The sequence below is a fragment of the Mycobacterium sp. UM_CSW genome (assembly GCF_000455205.1).
Taxonomy (GTDB): domain Bacteria; phylum Actinomycetota; class Actinomycetes; order Mycobacteriales; family Mycobacteriaceae; genus Mycobacterium.
Genome location: NZ_AUWQ01000097.1, coordinates 1 through 17,214, shown reverse-complemented (window position 1 = coordinate 17,214; position 17,214 = coordinate 1). Strand labels below are relative to the sequence as shown.

The 17,214-nt window shown below is 68.7% G+C and carries 20 protein-coding genes and 1 riboswitch; of the genes, 11 read left to right on the top strand and 9 right to left on the bottom strand.

Annotated features, from left to right (window positions below):
• Together N415_RS25970 and N415_RS25965 are read right to left on the bottom strand one after the other, a co-directional pair.
• Window positions 1-1,566: FAD-dependent oxidoreductase (locus N415_RS25970; RefSeq protein ID WP_068187900.1), on the bottom strand; the 1,566-nt coding region annotated here is incomplete at its 3' end.
• A 17-nt stretch (window positions 1,567-1,583) separates the two neighbouring features.
• Window positions 1,584-2,609, bottom strand: coding sequence for a diiron oxygenase (locus N415_RS25965; protein ID WP_068187894.1), 1,026 nt, complete (start codon window positions 2,607-2,609; stop codon window positions 1,584-1,586).
• A gap of 209 nt (window positions 2,610-2,818) precedes the next feature.
• Between N415_RS25965 and serC the strand changes: the two genes are divergently transcribed.
• Both serC and sepH read left to right on the top strand, forming a co-directional pair.
• Entirely contained in the window at window positions 2,819-3,937 is a 1,119-nt protein-coding gene (gene serC, locus N415_RS25960) for a phosphoserine transaminase (RefSeq protein WP_068187891.1), read from the top strand.
• A gap of 182 nt (window positions 3,938-4,119) precedes the next feature.
• Window positions 4,120-4,875 (top strand): septation protein SepH, encoded by a 756-nt coding sequence (gene sepH, locus N415_RS25955; protein WP_068107543.1) that lies wholly within the window; start codon window positions 4,120-4,122, stop codon window positions 4,873-4,875.
• Between the two features lie 140 nt (window positions 4,876-5,015).
• Here sepH and N415_RS25950 read toward each other — a convergent pair whose 3' ends face one another.
• The 3 genes from N415_RS25950 to N415_RS25940 are packed head-to-tail and all read right to left on the bottom strand — an operon-like array spanning window position 5,016 to window position 6,537.
• Window positions 5,016-5,288 (bottom strand): DUF2537 domain-containing protein, encoded by a 273-nt coding sequence (locus tag N415_RS25950; RefSeq protein WP_068187898.1) that lies wholly within the window; start codon window positions 5,286-5,288, stop codon window positions 5,016-5,018.
• Entirely contained in the window at window positions 5,285-6,109 is an 825-nt protein-coding gene (locus tag N415_RS25945; RefSeq protein WP_068187889.1) for an RNA methyltransferase, read from the bottom strand. Before N415_RS25945 ends, N415_RS25950 begins: the two co-directional genes overlap by 4 nt.
• Window positions 6,106-6,537, bottom strand: coding sequence for a MarR family transcriptional regulator (locus N415_RS25940; RefSeq protein ID WP_067154866.1), 432 nt, complete (start codon window positions 6,535-6,537; stop codon window positions 6,106-6,108). The genes N415_RS25945 and N415_RS25940 overlap by 4 nt, the downstream gene beginning before the upstream one ends.
• 151 nt (window positions 6,538-6,688) lie before the next feature.
• On the opposite strand from N415_RS25940, the gene N415_RS25935 reads away from it, so the two are divergent.
• Together N415_RS25935 and N415_RS25930 are read left to right on the top strand one after the other, a co-directional pair.
• The gene (locus N415_RS25935; protein WP_068187896.1) at window positions 6,689-6,964 is read left to right on the top strand and encodes a DUF2530 domain-containing protein; all 276 of its coding nucleotides are present in this window, start codon (window positions 6,689-6,691) and stop codon (window positions 6,962-6,964) included.
• A gap of 22 nt (window positions 6,965-6,986) precedes the next feature.
• Entirely contained in the window at window positions 6,987-7,442 is a 456-nt protein-coding gene (locus N415_RS25930; protein ID WP_068187887.1) for an SRPBCC family protein, read from the top strand.
• Here N415_RS25930 and N415_RS25925 read toward each other — a convergent pair.
• Window positions 7,439-8,368 (bottom strand): DUF3027 domain-containing protein, encoded by a 930-nt coding sequence (locus tag N415_RS25925; protein ID WP_068187886.1) that lies wholly within the window; start codon window positions 8,366-8,368, stop codon window positions 7,439-7,441. The genes N415_RS25930 and N415_RS25925 overlap by 4 nt on opposite strands.
• Window positions 8,369-8,499: 131 nt before the next feature.
• On the opposite strand from N415_RS25925, the gene N415_RS25920 reads away from it, so the two are divergent.
• The 3 genes from N415_RS25920 to N415_RS25910 all read left to right on the top strand — a co-directional run bounded on the left by N415_RS25920 (window position 8,500) and on the right by N415_RS25910 (window position 10,986).
• Complete coding sequence (locus tag N415_RS25920) at window positions 8,500-10,164, top strand: MFS transporter (RefSeq protein ID WP_068187884.1); 1,665 nt, start codon at window positions 8,500-8,502, stop codon at window positions 10,162-10,164.
• Window positions 10,161-10,664: a DUF2771 domain-containing protein gene (locus N415_RS25915; protein ID WP_068187882.1), complete on the top strand. Its 504-nt coding sequence runs from the start codon at window positions 10,161-10,163 to the stop codon at window positions 10,662-10,664. The genes N415_RS25920 and N415_RS25915 overlap by 4 nt, the downstream gene beginning before the upstream one ends.
• A gap of 73 nt (window positions 10,665-10,737) precedes the next feature.
• The gene (locus tag N415_RS25910) at window positions 10,738-10,986 is read left to right on the top strand and encodes a hypothetical protein (RefSeq protein ID WP_152531578.1); all 249 of its coding nucleotides are present in this window, start codon (window positions 10,738-10,740) and stop codon (window positions 10,984-10,986) included.
• Window positions 10,987-10,990: 4 nt separating this feature from the next.
• Here N415_RS25910 and N415_RS25905 read toward each other — a convergent pair whose 3' ends face one another.
• The 3 genes from N415_RS25905 to N415_RS25895 form a co-directional block, all read right to left on the bottom strand.
• A complete protein-coding gene (locus N415_RS25905; RefSeq protein WP_068187879.1) occupies window positions 10,991-11,995 on the bottom strand; it encodes a glutathione S-transferase C-terminal domain-containing protein in 1,005 nt (334 codons plus the stop codon).
• 32 nt (window positions 11,996-12,027) lie between these two features.
• Window positions 12,028-13,989 (bottom strand): acyl-CoA dehydrogenase family protein, encoded by a 1,962-nt coding sequence (locus N415_RS25900; RefSeq protein WP_068187878.1) that lies wholly within the window; start codon window positions 13,987-13,989, stop codon window positions 12,028-12,030.
• Window positions 13,990-14,123: 134 nt separating this feature from the next.
• A complete protein-coding gene (locus N415_RS25895; RefSeq protein ID WP_068107525.1) occupies window positions 14,124-14,534 on the bottom strand; it encodes a cold-shock protein in 411 nt (136 codons plus the stop codon).
• A 162-nt stretch (window positions 14,535-14,696) separates the two neighbouring features.
• Between N415_RS25895 and N415_RS25890 the strand changes: the two genes are divergently transcribed.
• From N415_RS25890 to N415_RS25875, 4 genes are all read left to right on the top strand, one after another.
• Window positions 14,697-15,110 carry a YccF domain-containing protein gene (locus N415_RS25890; RefSeq protein ID WP_068187877.1) on the top strand — a complete coding sequence of 138 codons (414 nt, stop codon included), beginning with the start codon at window positions 14,697-14,699 and terminating at the stop codon, window positions 15,108-15,110.
• Window positions 15,107-16,186, top strand: coding sequence for a GTP 3',8-cyclase MoaA (moaA, locus tag N415_RS25885; RefSeq protein ID WP_068187870.1), 1,080 nt, complete (start codon window positions 15,107-15,109; stop codon window positions 16,184-16,186). The genes N415_RS25890 and moaA overlap by 4 nt, the downstream gene beginning before the upstream one ends.
• Complete coding sequence (locus N415_RS25880) at window positions 16,179-16,469, top strand: MoaD/ThiS family protein (RefSeq protein WP_068187869.1); 291 nt, start codon at window positions 16,179-16,181, stop codon at window positions 16,467-16,469. The genes moaA and N415_RS25880 overlap by 8 nt, the downstream gene beginning before the upstream one ends.
• 205 nt (window positions 16,470-16,674) lie before the next feature.
• Window positions 16,675-16,893: riboswitch (cyclic di-AMP (ydaO/yuaA leader) on the top strand.
• A gap of 13 nt (window positions 16,894-16,906) precedes the next feature.
• On the top strand, window positions 16,907-17,214 hold a 308-nt coding region (locus N415_RS25875), incomplete at its 3' end, for a transglycosylase family protein (RefSeq protein ID WP_161630353.1).

Here is a 17,214-nt window from a genome sequence, read left to right as displayed (position 1 = left end):
GCGCTCGATCTCCGCGGCGTCGATGGCGCGCCACCCCGCCGAGTCGACGACGGCGGGCCGGCGCGCCCGCACCAGCCGGCCCAGGGCCTCCGGCTTGGCCACCGGATCGTTGAGCCGGCCGGCGTTGAAATCGGCCACCAAGGCGTGGACGGTCTGGATCGAGCAGGACTTGTTGGTGCCGATGAACCCCGTCGGCCCGCGCTTGATCCAGCCCGCCACGTACGCGCCGGGCACCGGTAGGCCGGAGCCGGGTTCGACGACGCGACCACCCTCGTTGGGCACGACGGCCGCGGTTTCGTCGAACGGAAGGTCGCGAATCGCCTTGCCGCGGTACCCGATCGACGTCAGCACCAGTCCGGCCTCGAGCCGGCGCGCCTCGTCGGTGCCGGTGACGGAGAATTCCACGCCGGTGGCACGCCGCCCACCCGGCACACGCTCGGGCGTGAGCTGATAGGCCAGCCGGATTCGCTCGCGCGACAAGGGTGCCGAAGCGTCGCCCAGCTTGCTGAGGATCTCCAGCTTGGTCTTGGTCAGCGGATCCGAAACGCTCGCCAGGTCGCTCGCCACGCGCTGGTGGTCGGCGGCGTCGAGCACGACCTCGGATGTGCCGGTCAGCCCGATCAATTCGGGCAGGGTGAACGCCGAATGGGCGGGCCCGCGCCGGGCCGCGATCACCACTTCCCGCACGGCCGAGCGCCGAAGCGCTTCCAGCGCGTGGTCCGAGATGTCGGTTCGGGCGAGGTCCTCCGGGTCAGCCGTCAGCACTCGGGCCACGTCGAGGGCGACGTTACCGTTGCCGATGATCACCACGCGTTCGTGACCGAGATCGACCGGCAGATCGGTGAAGTCGGGATGCCCGTTGATCCACGCGACGAACTCGGTGGCGGTGCCAGTGCCCGGCAGGCCCATCCCATCGATGTCCAACCGGCGATCGTCCGGCGCGCCCACCGCGTACAGCACGGCGTGGTGGTGGGCCAACAGATCGGCATGGCTGAGATGCTCGCCGACCTCGACGTTGAGGTAGAACCGGAAATGGCGGTGGCGCGATACGCGGTCAAAGAGCCGGGTGACCCTCTTGGTGTTCTGGTGGTCGGGCGCCACCCCGGCGCGCACCAATCCGTAGGGCGTGGGCAGCTTCTCAAAGACGTTGACCCGCACCCCGTCTTGGGTGAGCAGTTCGTCGGCGGCATACATCGCCGCCGGCCCGGATCCCACGATGGCCACGGTCAACGGCCGACGGCGCGCGCGCACCTCGGCGGCCGGGATCACCGGGGCCAGCTTCGACGTCGGCGGCAGCTTCACGTCGGCGGGTCGTTCGGGGTAGAACGAGGCGTTGATCTCGACGAAAGGCAGCTGCTTGGGCTCCAGCCGGGTGTCCGGCGCGATCGCGCCGACCGGGCACGCGCTCACGCAAGCACCGCAGTCCACGCAGGCCACCGGATCGATGTAGAGCATCTCCGACGTCGCGAAGCCCGGCTCATCCGGTGTGGGGTGAATGCAGTTCACCGGGCAGGCGAAGACACAGGACCCGTCGTTGCAGCACGACTGGGTAATTACGTGCGGCATGGATAACCCGCGGGGTGCTACGCGGCCGGGGCGGCGGCCAGGTGCCGGCGCTGCGGCTCGCTGCGGTAGCGCGACGGCTTGCCGTTGATCTTGCAGAGCCGCCACATCAGCCGTGCGGAACGCGTTTCCATCAGACCGGTGTCGTAGGCGAGCATCCGGACGTCGGCGAACATGTCGCTCAACCACTTTCGCGACTCCGGCGACCGGAAGAACAGTTCCTTCTTGACCTCGCGCGGGATGTCGAACTCCCGCCAGAACGCCTTGGGCGGCACCGTGATCGCCTGGCACAACACCCGCATCGTCAACGGCAGGTACAACGCCGTCCAGAAGCGCTGCCGCTTAGACAACTCCGGCAGCCGCTTGCGCAGGAATTCGTGCGCGAACGAGATGTGCCGGGCCTCCTCGGCCACGTGAATGGCCATCACCCGCTCCATGATGGGGTGCAGCGACTTGCCTTCGCGCAGAACGTTTTTCTGCGTGTGATCGATGGGCTCCTCGCCGGCCAGCACCCCGATGAAGAACGCCACCGGCAACGGGCCGGCGACCAGCGGAACCAGCGGCGAGAGCCACTTGAGCATCCGCGGCATGCCGGGAACGTCGGCGCCGACGCGGTTCACCATCTCCTGGAACATCATGGTGTGGTTGCACTCTTCGACCGATTCGTGCAGGCAATACCGGTATTCCGGCGATCCGTTGGGAACCCAGAACGTGTAGTTCATCAGCCCGCGGATCAAGATCGACTCGAAGTGCAGGCCCACCTTGGCGACGTTGGCCTGCCGCCACATCCCGATCTTGATCTTGCGTTCCTCGGACTGGGCCTGGTACCAGGGATGGCGGCCCAGCGGGTCCGTCAGGGGCAGGATCCAGCGAGGGTCGTTCTCGGTGACCGCGAATTCCGGTGAGTCCCAGTCGATGTCGGTGTACGGGTTGAAGTTTCGCCGCACCGACCCCTCGGACAGTGTGGCAAGCATGTTCACGTACTCGGCGTCGTCGCGGACTTCCATGTTGCGCCGCCAACGCCGGACCAATCGCGTCCTGTCCATTCCAAGCCTCCCCGCCGAGGTTTACATTCGGACGTGCAATGTCCAGACAGTACCGCAGGTACCGGGTATTTTCTAGAGCGGTCCGAGGCACTGTGGCCTGACCGGTGGTCACGCGAGCGATGTGGCGTGGCTCACACAGCTCGAGGGCTCGGCCGGCTACCTCGGCCCACGGCGTCGCCACCTTCGGAGCGCTCACTAGGCTGGCTGGCATGGCTGACCAGCTCGAGATCCCCTCCGACATCAAACCCCGCGACGGCCGCTTCGGCTCCGGTCCCTCGAAGGTCCGGCCCGAACAACTCAAGGCGTTGACCACCACCGCGGCGCCGCTGTTCGGCACGTCGCACCGGCAGGCGCCCGTCAAGGATCTGGTGGGCCGGGTCCGGTCCGGCGTCAGGGAGCTGTTCTCGGTGCCCGACGGCTACGAGGTCATCCTGGGCAACGGCGGCGCGACGGCGTTTTGGGACGCCGCGGCGTTCGGGCTGATCGACAAGCGCTCGCTGCACCTGTCCTTCGGCGAGTTCAGCTCGAAGTTCGCCTCCTGCGTCGCCAAGAACCCGTTCGTCGGCGATCCCATCATCATCAAGTCGGACGCCGGCAGCGCCCCCGAGCCGCAGAGCGACCCGTCGGTCGATGTGATCGGGTGGGCGCACAACGAGACCTCGACCGGGGTCGCGGTGCCGGTCCGCCGGCCGGCCGGCGCCGACGACGCGCTGGTCCTCATCGACGCGACCTCGGGCGCGGGCGGGCTGCCGGTCGACATCACCGAGGCGGACGTCTACTACTTCTCGCCGCAGAAGAACTTCGCCAGCGACGGCGGGCTGTGGCTGGCCGTCATGAGCCCGGCCGCGCTGGCGCGGGTCGAGTCGATCGCCGCGTCGGGCCGCTGGGTTCCCGACTTCTTGTCGTTGCCCATCGCGGTGGAGAACAGCCTGAAGAACCAGACGTACAACACCCCGGCGATCGGCACCCTGGCGCTGATGGCCGAACAGCTGGACTGGATCCTGGGCAACGGCGGGCTCGACTGGGCGGTCAAGCGGACGGCGGACTCGTCGCAGCGGCTGTACTCCTGGGCCGAGGAGCGGCCGTACACCACCCCGTTCGTCACCGACCCGGCGTTGCGCTCTCAGGTGGTCGGCACGATCGACTTCGCCGACGACGTCGACGCCGCGGCCGTCGCCAAGACTTTGCGGGCCAACGGCATCGTCGACACCGAGCCCTATCGCAAGCTGGGCCGCAACCAGTTGCGGGTCGCGATGTTCCCCGCGGTCGACCCCGAGGACGTCAGCGCGCTGGTCCACTGCGTCGACTGGGTGGTCGAGCGCCTTTAGCGCGGCGACGATGCGGGCCAGTGGCCCGCTGAGGAGCCGGACAATCAAGCAGCGCCTTTAACCTCTCCGTCATCGGCCTGCAACCCGCCAGCGTGTCAGAGCGGGTTACCGGCGTTAGCTGCATTAGAGTGCGGACCTGACGGGTCCGTCGCGCAGCGGGACGGAGCCTGCGAGGAGAAGCCATGCGGGTACTCAAAGTGGTTGGTCTCGACGACGACGGCAAATACATCATCTGCGAGGGTGATGACCCCGCGGATCGGTTCAAGCTGGCGGCCGACGACAGACTCCGCGCCGCCCTGCGCGGCGAGTCGCCACCACCCGAGCAGCCGGCGCTCGACATGCAGGTCACAAACATGTTGAGCCCCAAGGAGATTCAGGCCCGCATCCGCGCCGGCGCGTCCGTCGAGCAGGTGGCCGCCGCGTCCGGCTCGGATATTGTGCGGGTCCGCAGGTTCGCGCACCCGGTGTTGCTGGAACGCGCCCGCGCCGCCGAGCTGGCAACGGCCGCGCACCCGATGCTCGCCGATGGGCCCGCGGTGCTGACCCTGCTGGAGACCATCAGCACCGCACTGGTCGCGCGCGGCCTCGAACCCGACCGGCTCAGCTGGGACGCCTGGCGCAACGAGGACAGTCGCTGGACCGTGCAGCTCGCCTGGAAGGCCGGCCGCACCGACAACATCGCGCACTTCTGCTTCACTCCCGGCGCGCACGGCGGCACCGTCACGGCGATCGACGACCCGGCCAGCGAGCTCATCGACCCGAACTTCGAGCGTCCCCTGCGGCCGCTCGCACGGGTTGCCCAGCTCGAACGCGAAGAAGAGCCGAAGCCGGCGCCGCCCGCCCCGCCCGAACAGCCGGTGCACACCCGGCGCGGCAAGCCGGTCATCCCGGCCTGGGAGGACGTGCTGCTCGGTGTGCGCTCAGGCGGGCAACGCTAGCACCCGCTAAGCGCCCGAAACGGTCAGCGCTTTGACTGTGCGCTCAGGGCTTTCGGTGTGAAGTGACGGCGGCATCTGGCCGATTCTCGCGCCCTAAGCTCACACACAAGGCCCACCATTCACACGCAACGCCCTAGCCGCTAGCCCGAAACGGTCAGCGCCAGCAGCGTCACCCACCCGCCCGCCACACCCACGGCCGCGCCCAGCACAAACCAGCGCAGCACGGGGGTGCGCCGCCAACCCCACAGCGTCGGCGCCAACCCGCCCGCCGCCACGACGTTCAGGCCGACAGCCAACAGCGGATGCACCCGGATCAACCCAAGGCTCAGCACGACGATGGCGATCCCGGTAACCGCGGCGACGAACGCGGACACCGTCAAACCCGTTGCCCAGGGGACGGACTCGTCGTTCACCACGTGAGCCTAGCCCGCTCGTAGAAGGCCAGGGCCGCCGCCGTCGCGACGTTGAGCGAGTCGGTGCCCCGCGACATCGGGACGCGCACCCACACATCGCTGAGCCGCAGGGTGGCCCTCGTCAGGCCCGGCCCCTCGGCGCCCACCACCACCGCGACGCGTTCGTCGACCGCCGCGGCCATCGCCTCCGCGAGCGCGGAGGCCTCACGCTGCGGGGTCATCGCCAGCAGCCGAAATCCGCTCTCTCTCAACAACATAAGGTCGCTGGGCCACTCGGTGGCCCGCGCGTACGGCACCAGCAGGGCGTGGCCCATCGACACCCGCACGGCGCGGCGGTACAGCGGGTCCGCGCAGCCGGCGCCGAACACCACCGCGTCCACGCCCAACCCGGCCGCGTTGCGGAAGATCGAACCCAGGTTCTCGTGGTCGTTGACGCCCTCGAGCACCGCGACGGTGCGGGCGTTTTCGACCACCTCCACGACGCTCGGCTCCCGCACCCTGCGGGCGGCCGCGAGCACGCCGCGATTCAGATGGAAGCCGACCACCTTCGCCATCACCTCGGCCGAGGCGCGGTAGTACGGCGCGGCGGTGCCGGCCAGGTCGTCCTCCAGTTCGGCCAGCCGGCGTTCGGTGCCCAGCAGGGCGTGCGGGATGAACCGGGACGCCAGCATGCGCTGCACCACCAGCACGCCCTCGGCGATCACCAGGCCCTTGCCGGTCGGCAGATCGGGACGCCGATCGACGCTGTTCAGGTCGCGGAAATCGTCGAGGCGGGGGTCGTCGGGATCGGTGACGTCCTGAACGTCCAAGCCGTCGGTCACGGGCCTTCGTCGACGAGGGCCAGCATCAAGTCGGCGGCCTCGCGCAGCGTGTCGCGCTGTTCGACGTCCAGCGTCGCCAGCCGCTTTGCCAGCCATTCCTGGCGGGCCCGACGGTTCGCCTTGACCAGCTCGGCGCCCGACTCGGACACCGAGACGAGGACCTGCCGGCCGTCGACCGGATGCGGGGTGCGGTCGACCAGACCCATCTCGGCCAGCGAAGCGATCACCCGGGTCATCGACGGGGGTCGGACGCGTTCGCGAATGGCCAACGCGCCGGGCGTCATCGCGCCCTCGTTGGCCAGCGTGGCCAGCGCCGACAGCTGAGACAGCGACACCGGCGATGACGGGTTGCGGAACCGCAGTTGGCGGGCCAGCCGCATGACTGCCAGCGACAAGTCGCTCGCCAGCCGCGCATCGCTGTCAGGCATGGCGCGAGGGTACACGCAACGCGAGAAAGACGGGATACGAAACGGCCAACGACGGACTTTGGTCCTTTGCTCGCGGGCGCTCGTTCCAATCGCCCGCCCCCACCTCAGGCCGCCCTGCGGCCTGCATCGTCGCCGGGCTATGTTGATCGCGATGACTGTCGAACCCGGCCAAGGGCGCGAGGCGCCGCCGCTGCCGGCCTCGCTGCTCGAGGTGTGGCCGGTCGTCGTGGTCGGCTTCGTGGGTTGGCTGATCGGCGCGGTCCTGGCGTTCGTCGTGCCCGCTCTGCACAGTTGGCGCCCGGTGACGCTGGGCGGGCTGGGCGTCGGAGTGATAGGCACCAGCATCTTCGTGTTGCAACTTGCCGCCGCGCGCCGCGGCGCCCGCGGCGCGCAGACCGGCCTCGAAACTTACCTCGACGGCAAGTAGATTCACCGACCCGGGAGGAGCGATGGTCGCCCCGCTGCTGCAAGCGCAGATCGACATCGACGCGCCGGCCGCCAAGGTCTGGGCGCTGATATCCGACTTCCGGCGGATGCCGCAGTGGAGCCCGCAGTGTCGCCTGATGCGGCCCCTCGGCCCAGTGCGTCCGGGCACCCGCACCATCAACCTCAACCGCCGCGACCGGGTTTACTGGCCCACCACGAGCACGGTGCTCGAGGTCGTTCCCGAGAAGCGGCTGGCGTTCCGGGTCAACACCAACCACACCGTGTGGACCTATGAGCTCGAGCCCAACGGTCAGGGCACGCGGGTGGTCGAGAGCCGCCACGCCGAGAACGGCGTCACCGCCGTTTCGAATCTGTCGGTCAAGGCAATCTTCGGCGGGAACGCGATCTTCGAGCGGGAATTGCTCGAGGGAATGAACACCTCGCTGGCGAGGATCAAAGCCGCGGCCGAGAAGGGTTAGTCCCCCGGTTCGGTCAGCTCGGTCGAAGGCTCCGACGATTCGGTCGGAGGCTCCGGCGATTCCTGCGAAGGCTCCAACGACTCCTGCGGAGGCTCCGGCACGTCCGGCGGCGACTCCACCGCCTCGGCCTGGGCCGGCGGCGGGTTCTCGGCGACGTCGAGCACGCCGTCGTCGTACGGGTCGTACATCGGCGAGCCGGTGCCGGCCGGGGCCGGTGTGTCCGAATGGGCGCCACAGCCGTACTGCTTGTCGACGATGTGCCCGTCCGCGGACAGCTCGTTGCCGCACACCCCGAACATCGCGCCGAGCGCTCCGGCTAGCGGCAGGAAGAAACCGCAATCGCGGCACACCCGCTTGGTCGAACGCGCCATCGCCGAATCCGGACCGTAGTCGCCGGTGTGCCACCGCTCGGCCGCCTCGGCGCGGCCCACCGGGCCCATCACCCAGCGGCGGCCCAGCCCGACCTCGGCGGCGGTCTCGTCGACCTGCGGGTCACCGCTGGCGGCGTAGCCCGGGACCAGCCGAGGGTCGTCGACAGCGGGCGCCAGCAGGTCGCCGGGACCCAGATCGCCCGGTCGCACCCGCTCCTGCCAGGGCACCCACTCCGGGGCCAGCAAGGCCGTCGGGCCGGGGATCAGCACGACTTCGCTGATCGTGGCGTGGTCCGCGCCGCGGTAGGCGGCGACCACGGCCGCCCACTGCCAGCCCTGGTAGCCGGGCAAATGCGCCAGGAACCGGTGGGTCGCGGCGTTCGGGTCCTCGTAGCTGACGCCCAGGTAGTCCCCGACGGCCTCCGGGCCGGCGAACTCCTCGACGGCGGCCCTGGCCTGATCGGCCGCACCGGTGAGCAGTGCGGCCAACTCGTCGGGCCACTCGGCCACGGTCGTGGCGGCGGGTTCCACTGACTCTTCCGTGGGTCCGGTCACGCTGCCCCCTCTCTCGTGGCGATCGGACTACAGTGCGTCTCCATACTAGGTTGGCGAGCCACGCCCTGTTGCCTGCCGGTATAGGACAGAATTGAGTGGTGTCTGGACGCCGGCGTGATGCTCGGGGCCGGGTGGCCGCTAACCCGGGCCGCCGGCCCCGCCCGAACGGCAAGGGTTCGGCCAACCAGCATCCGGGGATGGCCAACTACCCGGCCGACGACTCCGACTCTCGCCGGTCGCGCCGTCCGCCGCCGATGCCGAGCGCGAACCGGTACCTTCCGCCGCTGGGCGAGGAGTCCGAGCCGGACCGCAACAGCGGCCCGACCCCACGCGGGTCCACCGCCAGCGAACGCATCACCGTCACCCGCGCCGCCGCGATGCGCAGCCGCGAAATGGGCTCGCGCATGTACTGGATGGTGCAGCGCGCCGCCACCGCCGACGGTGCCGACAAGTCGGGCCTGACGGCGCTGACGTGGCCCGTGGTCGCCAACTTCGCGGTCGACTCGGCGATGGCCGTCGCGCTGGCCAACACGCTGTTCTTCGCCGCGGCCAGCGGGGAGAGCAAGTCCAAAGTGGCTCTTTACCTGTTGATTACGATCGCGCCGTTCGCGGTGATCGCGCCGCTCATCGGCCCGGCGCTCGACCGCCTGCAGCACGGCCGGCGCGTGGCGCTCGCGCTGTCGTTTGCGCTGCGCACCCTGCTGGCGGTGCTGCTGATCATGAACTACGACGGCGCCACCGGCAGCTTCCCGTCGATGGTGCTCTATCCGTGCGCGCTGGCGATGATGGTGCTGTCCAAGTCGTTCAGCGTGCTGCGCAGCGCGGTGACACCGCGGGTGATGCCGCCGTCCATCGACCTGGTGCGCGTCAATTCCCGGCTGACCGTGTTCGGTCTCCTCGGCGGCACCATTGCCGGCGGTGCCATCGCGGGCGGCGTCGAGTTCGTCTGCACCCACCTCTTCAAGCTCCCCGGCGCGTTGTTCGTGGTCGTCGCCGTCACGATCGCCGGTGCCTTCCTGTCGATGCGCATCCCGCGCTGGGTCGAGGTGACCGCGGGTGAAGTCCCGGCCACCCTGAGCTACCGACGCGACGGCGACGGGCGGCGCCGATGGCCCGAGGAGGTCAAAAAGGTCGGCGGAACGCTCCGACAACCGTTGGGCCGCAACATCATCACCTCGCTATGGGGCAACTGCACCATCAAGGTGATGGTGGGCTTCCTGTTCCTGTACCCGGCCTTCGTCGCCAAGGCGCATCAGGCCAACGGATGGGCCCAACTGGCCATGCTGGGCATGATCGGGGCCGCCGCCGCGATCGGCAACTTCGCCGGCAACTTCACCAGCGCTCGCCTACAGTTGGGCCGGCCCGCCGTGCTGGTGGTGCGCTGCGCGGTGGCAGTGTGCGCCGTCGCCCTGGCGGCCGCCGTGGCGGGAACCCTGATGGTGACGGTGATCGCCACGCTGATCACCTCGGGCTCCAGCGCCATCGCGAAGGCCTCGCTCGACGCCTCGCTGCAACACGATCTGCCCGAGGAGTCGCGGGCGTCGGGATTCGGGCGATCGGAATCGACCCTGCAGCTGGCCTGGGTGCTTGGCGGGGCGCTCGGTGTCCTGGTGTACACGGAGCTCTGGGTCGGCTTCACCGCCGTCAGCGCCCTGCTCATCCTCGGCCTGGCCCAGACCCTCGTCAGCTTCCGCGGCGACTCCTTGATCCCCGGACTCGGCGGCAACCGGCCCGTCATGGTCGAGCAGGAGGGCACGCGCCGGGGCGCCGGCAGGCCGGCGGCGGTGCCGGAGTGAGACGCGGCGTGGTCGCGCTCGTCGCGGCCGTGGTGGCGCTGGCGTGCCTCGGGGTCGGGGTCGGAACCTGGATTCTGTTGCGCCGCACCGGCCCCCAGCAGCCTGAGATCAGCGCCTATACGCACGGGCACCTCACCCGGGTGGGGCCGTACCTGTACTGCGATGTGCTCAACCTCAACGACTGCCAGACGCCACAGACCCAGGGCGAGCTACCGCTCAACGAGCACTACCCGGTGCAACTTTCGGTTCCCGACGCCATCGCACGGGCACCCTGGCGCCTGTTGCAGGTCTATGAGGATCCCGCCAACACGACCGCGACCATGTTTCGACCGGGCGCGCGCCTCGCGGTCACCATTCCGGCGGTGGACCCGCAGCGCGGCAAGCTGACCGGGATCGTCGTGCAATTGCTGACGTTGGTGGTCGACGACGGCCAACAAAACGACATCACCGCCGTTCGCGCCGTCCCGCACGCGGAATGGTCGGTGCGGCTGACCTCCTGACATTCCGCCGAAGGCCAAAATGAAAACACCGCACAACGATTCGATCTGGCCCGACGACACCCGCCGTGCCGCCGTGACGCTCGCGCTGGCCGCGGCGACGAACAGCGACATGCAGTTTCAGGACATGATCGACTCGATCACGGACGCGCTGAACAGCGGCCGGTCCCTGCAGTTCGTGGTCGAGTTGATCCGCCTGCTGCCCGCCGGGTTGAACGAAGAATTCAACAAGCCCGAAACCGCCTCGGCCTTCCGGCAGATGGCGGCGGAAGCCCAGGCGTACGAGGACGACATGCGAGCGCGCAGCGAATGGCGAGACGAGTAGCCGGTTACGCGCTGTGATCGGCCGGCACCCGTTCCCCGTCGACCGGCGGCCCGGGAGGAGTTCCGTCCCCGAAAGGCCTGCCGCCCAAGGTTTCCCGGCTGTGTGGGGCAAGCCAGCCGGCCAGGTCCGGTCCTTTGGGCACGATGCGCGTCGGGTTGATGTCGGCGTGCACGATGTAGTAGTGCTGCTTGATCTGGACGAAGTCGACGGTGTCGCCGAAGCCGGGCGTCTGGAACAGGTCGCGCGCGTAGGCCCACAGGACCGGCATTTCGGACAGCTTCGAGCGATTGCACTTGAAGTGCCCGTGGTAGACGGGGTCGAAGCGGGCCAGGGTGGTGAACAGCCGGACGTCGGCCTCGGTGATGGTGTCGCCCACCAGGTATCGCTGGTTGGCCAGGCGGTCGCTGACCCAGTCCAGCGCGGTGAACAGTCGGTCGTAGGCCGCTTCGTAGGCCTGCTGCGAGCCCGCGAAACCGCAACGATAGACGCCGTTGTTGATCTCGGTGTAGATCCGCTTGCTCACCTCGTCGATCTCGGCGCGCAGCGGCTCCGGGTATAGCTGCGGCGCGCCGTCGCGGTGGTAGGCCGTCCACTCGGTGGACAGATCCAGCGTCATCTGCGCGAAGTCGTTGGTGACCACCGCGCCGGTCGGAATGTCGACAATCGCCGGGACCGTGATGCCTTTGGGGTAGTCGGGAAAGCGTTTGAAGTAGGCGTCCTGCAGCCGCGGGATCTTCAGCACCGGGTCGACGCCGCCCGGGTCCAGGTCGAAGGTCCAGCTGCGCTCGTCGTGGGTGGGGCCGCAAAACCCAATGGAGAGAACGTCTTCCAGGCCCAGCAGCCGCCGTACGATGATCGCGCGGTTGGCCCACGGGCACGCGCGGGCGACGATGAGCCGATACCGGCCCGGCTCTACCGGATAGCCGTCACGTCCGTCGGCGGTGATGCGGGTGTTGATGTAGTTGGTGTCGCGGGTGAATTCGCCCGCAGGGGCGACATAAGAGGCCATGACGACAATTCTGCCCCTTCGCCCGGCGTCAACTAATCGGCGATTCCGCCCATCGCGTCGGCCTTCGCGCCCGTCTGGAACCGGCGGGCCAGGTTGGCCTCCGACGATTCGGCGGGCTCCCAATGGGCGATCCACGGCCCGGTGCCCTCGGACTGGTCGACGATCCCGTCCTCCAGCCAGGTGTACCGGCCCTCCAGCACGTCGTGGGTCAGCCGCACGTCGCTGCTGTCGGTATTGGCCCACAACGCCTGGAACAGGGCCTCGACCCGCAGCGTGGCTTGTTGGCAGAACGTGTCGGCCAGCTCGTAGGCCTGCCGGCCGACGTTGGGGTCCGCCGCCCGCTGCCCCTCGGCGCGCACGCACGCCGCCGACATCGCGAACAGCTCGGCGCCGATGTCGACGACGCGTCCGAGGAATCCCTGCCGCTGCTCGAGCTTGGCCTGCCAGCGCGCCATCCCGTAGAACGTGTTGCGGGCCAGCTTGCGGGTGGAGCGTTCGACGAACCGCAGGTGGGACGCCAGTTGGCCGAACTCGCTATACGCCCTGGGCCGCTGCCCTTCGCCGAACACCAGCTGCGGCAACCACTTTGCGTAGAACCCGCTCGCGCCGACGGCCGCTGCGGCCTTTTGCCGCAAGCCGGTGTCGGCCTTGGCGAGGTCGCCGGCCGCGGTCAGGTGGGCGTCGACCGCCTCGCGCGCGATCAGCAGCCGCATGATCTCGCTGGATCCCTCGAAGATGCGGTTGATCCGCAGGTCGCGCACCACCTGCTCGGCCGGCACCGCGCGCTCACCGCGCGCGGCCAGCGACTCGGCGGTCTCGTACCCGCGCCCGCCGCGGATCTGCAGGAGCTCGTCGGCGATCAGGCAGGCCATCTCGCTGGACCACAACTTGGCCAGCGCCGCCTCGATCCTGATGTCGTTGCGGCCTTCGTCGGCCATCTGAGCGGACAGCTCGAGCACCGCGTCAAGGGCATAGGTGGTGGCGGCGATGAACGAGATCTTGCTCGCGACCGCTTCGTGTTTGGCGAGCGGCTTGCCCCATTGCACGCGCTCCCCCGACCATTCGCGGGCTACCTTCAACGCCCACTTCGACGATCCCGTCGCGCTCGCCGGAATCGACAGGCGCCCGGCGTTGAGCGTGGTCAGCGCGATCTTCAGGCCGTCGCCTTCCCGGCCGATCAGGTTTTCGGCGGGCACCCGCACCCGGTGCAGCCGGGTGACACCGTTCTCGATGCCGCGCAGCCCCATGAACTTGTTGCGCCGCTCCACGGTGATCCCGGGCGAATCGGCCTCGACGACGAAGGCGCTGATTCCGCCGCGGTGCCCCTCGCTCTTGGGCACCCGGGCCATGACCACCAGCAGTTCGGCAACCACGCCGTTGGTGGTCCACAACTTCACGCCCTCGAGTTCGTACGCCTTGCCGTCCTCGACCGGTGTCGCCGTCGACGCCAGGCGCGCCGGGTCTGAGCCCACGTCGGGCTCGGTGAGCAGGAACGCCGATATGGCGCCGGCGGCGCAGCGCGGCAAGAACTTTCGCTTCTGTTCCGGCGTGCCGGCAAGTTTGAGCGGCTCGGGCACCCCGATCGACTGGTGGGCCGATAGCAGTGCGCCGAGGCTGGGATGAACCGAAGAGATCATCACCAGCGCGCGGTTGTAGGCCACCTGCGACATGCCCAGGCCGCCGTATTCGGTGGGTATCTTCATGCCGAAGCAGCCCAGCGCAGCCAGGCCCTTGACGTATTCGTCGGGGATCTGCGAGTCGCGCTCGATGACGCTGCCGTCGACGGTGTCGAGGAACTCGCGCACCTTGCCGAGGAAGGCGCCGATGCGCGCCTCGTCGGCGTCGGAGGGTTTGGGGAACGGGTGGATGAGTTCTAGCGGAAAGTGCCCGAGAAAGAGCTCTTTGGCGAATGACGGTTTATCCCAACCACTTTCGCGGGATTCCTCGGCTAGGGCCCTCGCTTGTTCCTCGGTGACCTGAGCTTGCTGTGCCATCGCCGCCTCCTCGCTAACGACTCACATCGAGGTCATGGGTACCCGCCGGTGGGCGGAGTATTACGACCTACGCATGTCGAAGTTACCACCGAGTAGCTTCTCGGCATACCGGTTCGTCGCGAGTGGCTCGAAGCTCAGGAATCGAGCTCCCGGGCGACCGCCTTGACCACCTCGGAGACGCGATGCGCGGTCTTGCGGTCGGGGTATCGCCCCTTACGCAACTCGGGCTGCACGGCACTTTCCAGCAGCGTGATCATGTCCTCGACCATCCCGTGCAGCTCGTCGGGGCTGTGCTTGCGCTCGACCGGCGCCGCCTCGCGGCGCGTCTTGGCAAGGCTGGGCGGCGGATCGATCAGCTTGAGGCTCAAGGCCTGCGGGCCACGGCGGCCCGAGGCGACGCCGAACTCCACCCGCTGCCCGGACTTGAGCCCCTCGACCCCTTCGGGCAGCGCCGACGAACGGACGTAGACGTCCTCGCCGTCCTCCTGCGACAGGAAGCCAAACCCCTTTTCGGCGTCGTACCACTTAACCTTGCCGGTCGGCACTGGTCTCACCTGCTTGTCTGACGGAACACTAGGATGGGCAACGCAAGAAGCGTCCCGCCTGCGCAGGACGCATGTTGGATTCTGATCCTACTCGGATGCCCGCCTGACGAGCACCCCCGTTACCCGTCACTCGGTAGTCTGGGCATTACCGCAGGAGGAGAGATGCGCCTGATCCTGAACATCGTCTGGCTGGTATTCGGTGGCGTGTGGATGGCCGCCGGATATCTTCTGGCGGCGCTGGTCAGTTTCCTGCTCATCGTCACCATTCCCTTCGGCTTCGCTTCGTTGCGCATCGCGTCCTACGCGTTGTGGCCGTTCGGCCGCACCATCGTCGACAAACCGACCGCCGGGACCGGCGCGCTGATCGGAAATGTCGTCTGGGTGCTGCTTTTTGGGTTGTGGCTGGCGATCGGTCATCTGGTGAGCGCGGTGGCGATGGCGGTCACGATCGTCGGCATTCCGCTCGCGTTGGCCAACCTGAAGCTGATCCCGGTGTCGTTGATGCCGCTGGGCAAAGAAATTGTTCCCTCGAACTCGCCCACCCCGCCGACCCGATTGGCGCCGGTGGCCGCATGACGCTGACCGCTTTGGGCTTACCGACCGTGCGCGGCCGCGCGGACCGACCCGTCGCTCAAAACGTTCCGGGCAGCGGCCCGCTGCTGGACACCTACGGACGTGCCGCCACCGATCTGCGGGTGTCGCTGACCGATCGTTGCAATCTGCGGTGCAGCTACTGCATGCCGGCCGAGGGCCTGGACTGGCTCCCCGGCGACCAATTGCTGAGCCCCGACGAGTTGGCCAGGCTGATGGATATCGCCGTCACGCGGCTGGGCATCACCAGCGTGCGGTTCACGGGCGGGGAGCCCCTGTTGTCCCGCCACCTCGAAGAGGTGATCGCCGCGGCGGCGGCTCTGCGGCCCCGTCCCGAGATCTCGCTGACCACCAACGGCGTGGGCCTGGCGCGGCGCGCCGCCGCCCTCGCCGAGGCGGGCCTGGATCGGGTCAACGTGTCGATGGACAGCGTGGACCGAGACCACTTCGCGGCCATCACCCGCCGGGACCGGCTCGCCGACGTGCTGGACGGCTTGGCGGCCGCCAAAGCGGCCGGCCTGACTCCCGTGAAGGTCAACGCCGTGCTCGACCCCGCGACCGGGCGTGAGGACATCGTCGGCCTGTTGCGGTTCTGCCTCGAGCACGGCTACCAGTTGCGGGTCATCGAGCAGATGCCGCTGGATGCCGGGCATCAGTGGCGCCGTGGCGCCGCGCTGACGGCGGACGACGTGTTGGCGGTGCTGCGCCCGCACTTCCGGCTGCGCCCCGATCCGGCGCCGCGCGGCTCGGCTCCGGCCGAGCTCTGGTTGGTCGACACGGGCCCCAACACGCCGAGCGAGAAGTTCGGTGTCATCGCCTCGGTGTCACACGCCTTCTGTTCGACCTGCGACCGCACCCGGCTCACGGCCGACGGCCAGATCCGCAGCTGCCTCTTCTCGACCGACGAGACCGACCTTCGGGGCCTGCTGCGCGGTGGGGCCGACGACGACGAGATCGAGGCCGTGTGGCGCGCCGCGATGTGGGCTAAGCCCGCCGGCCATGGCATCAACGATCCGGACTTCATCCAGCCCGCCCGACCGATGAGCGCGATCGGTGGCTAGCCCGGCGGGCCAGGCCGCGACCGAGGCGGAGGGAATCCAGGTGACCGTCCGCTACTTCGCGGCCGCGCGCGCCGCGGCGGGCGCGGAATCGGAGACTCTGGTGGTGCGCCCGGGCACCACGATCGCCGAATTGACCGAGCGTCTCGCAGTCCGAGGATCGCGCCTTGCCACCGTGTTGAGCCGGTGCTCCTACCTGCGCGGCGGCATCGCCGTTCGCGACGAAACCACACCGTTACAGACCGGTGACACGATCGACGTTCTGCCGCCCTTCGCCGGCGGATGAAACTGTGAGATACCTCACGTAACGGAACGATAACGGCAAAATCACGCTCCGATATCGGGGGTTATGACCAGCGGAAATCCCTAGCGTTCCTGGGCTTTTCGCAAATGGCCGAGAGGGAAACGCCGGGTTTCGCAAGACGTGACGAGACGAACAGAACGCGCTAGCGTCACCGACGGTTCGTCAATCTACCGAACGGCGTTCCTCCCCTCCTATCGCGCCGAGCTCCATCCAATAGGCGGGGATCACCAAACCAAAAGCGGATGGAGGCGGGGGACCCACCGGTCCACCGTGATCGGACTGGAGCCGCTTGCGGCTCCTAGGGGTGAAGCCGACGCCGGCTCCCATGCGGAGCGCGGCGGTGGCCGGGTGGCCTCTCCAACCCGAACCCGACAGCTGACCTCGTAGGCGCGTCACGAGAGAGGAATATTTCGGCGCGTATGAGTGGACGTCACCGTAAGCCCACAACATCCAGCATCAGCGTCGCCAAGATCGCCTTCACCGGGGCGGTAATTGGTGGCGGCAGCATCGCCCTGGCCGGCCAGGCCGCCGCGGCCACCGATGGCGAATGGGACCAGGTAGCCCGCTGCGAGTCCGGCGGCAACTGGGGAATCAACACCGGCAACGGCTACCACGGCGGTGTTCAGTTCAGCTCGAGCACCTGGGCCTCGCACGGCGGCGGCGAATTCGCCCCGTCGGCCGAGATGGCAACCCGGGAACAGCAGATCGCGATCGCCGAGCGCGTGCT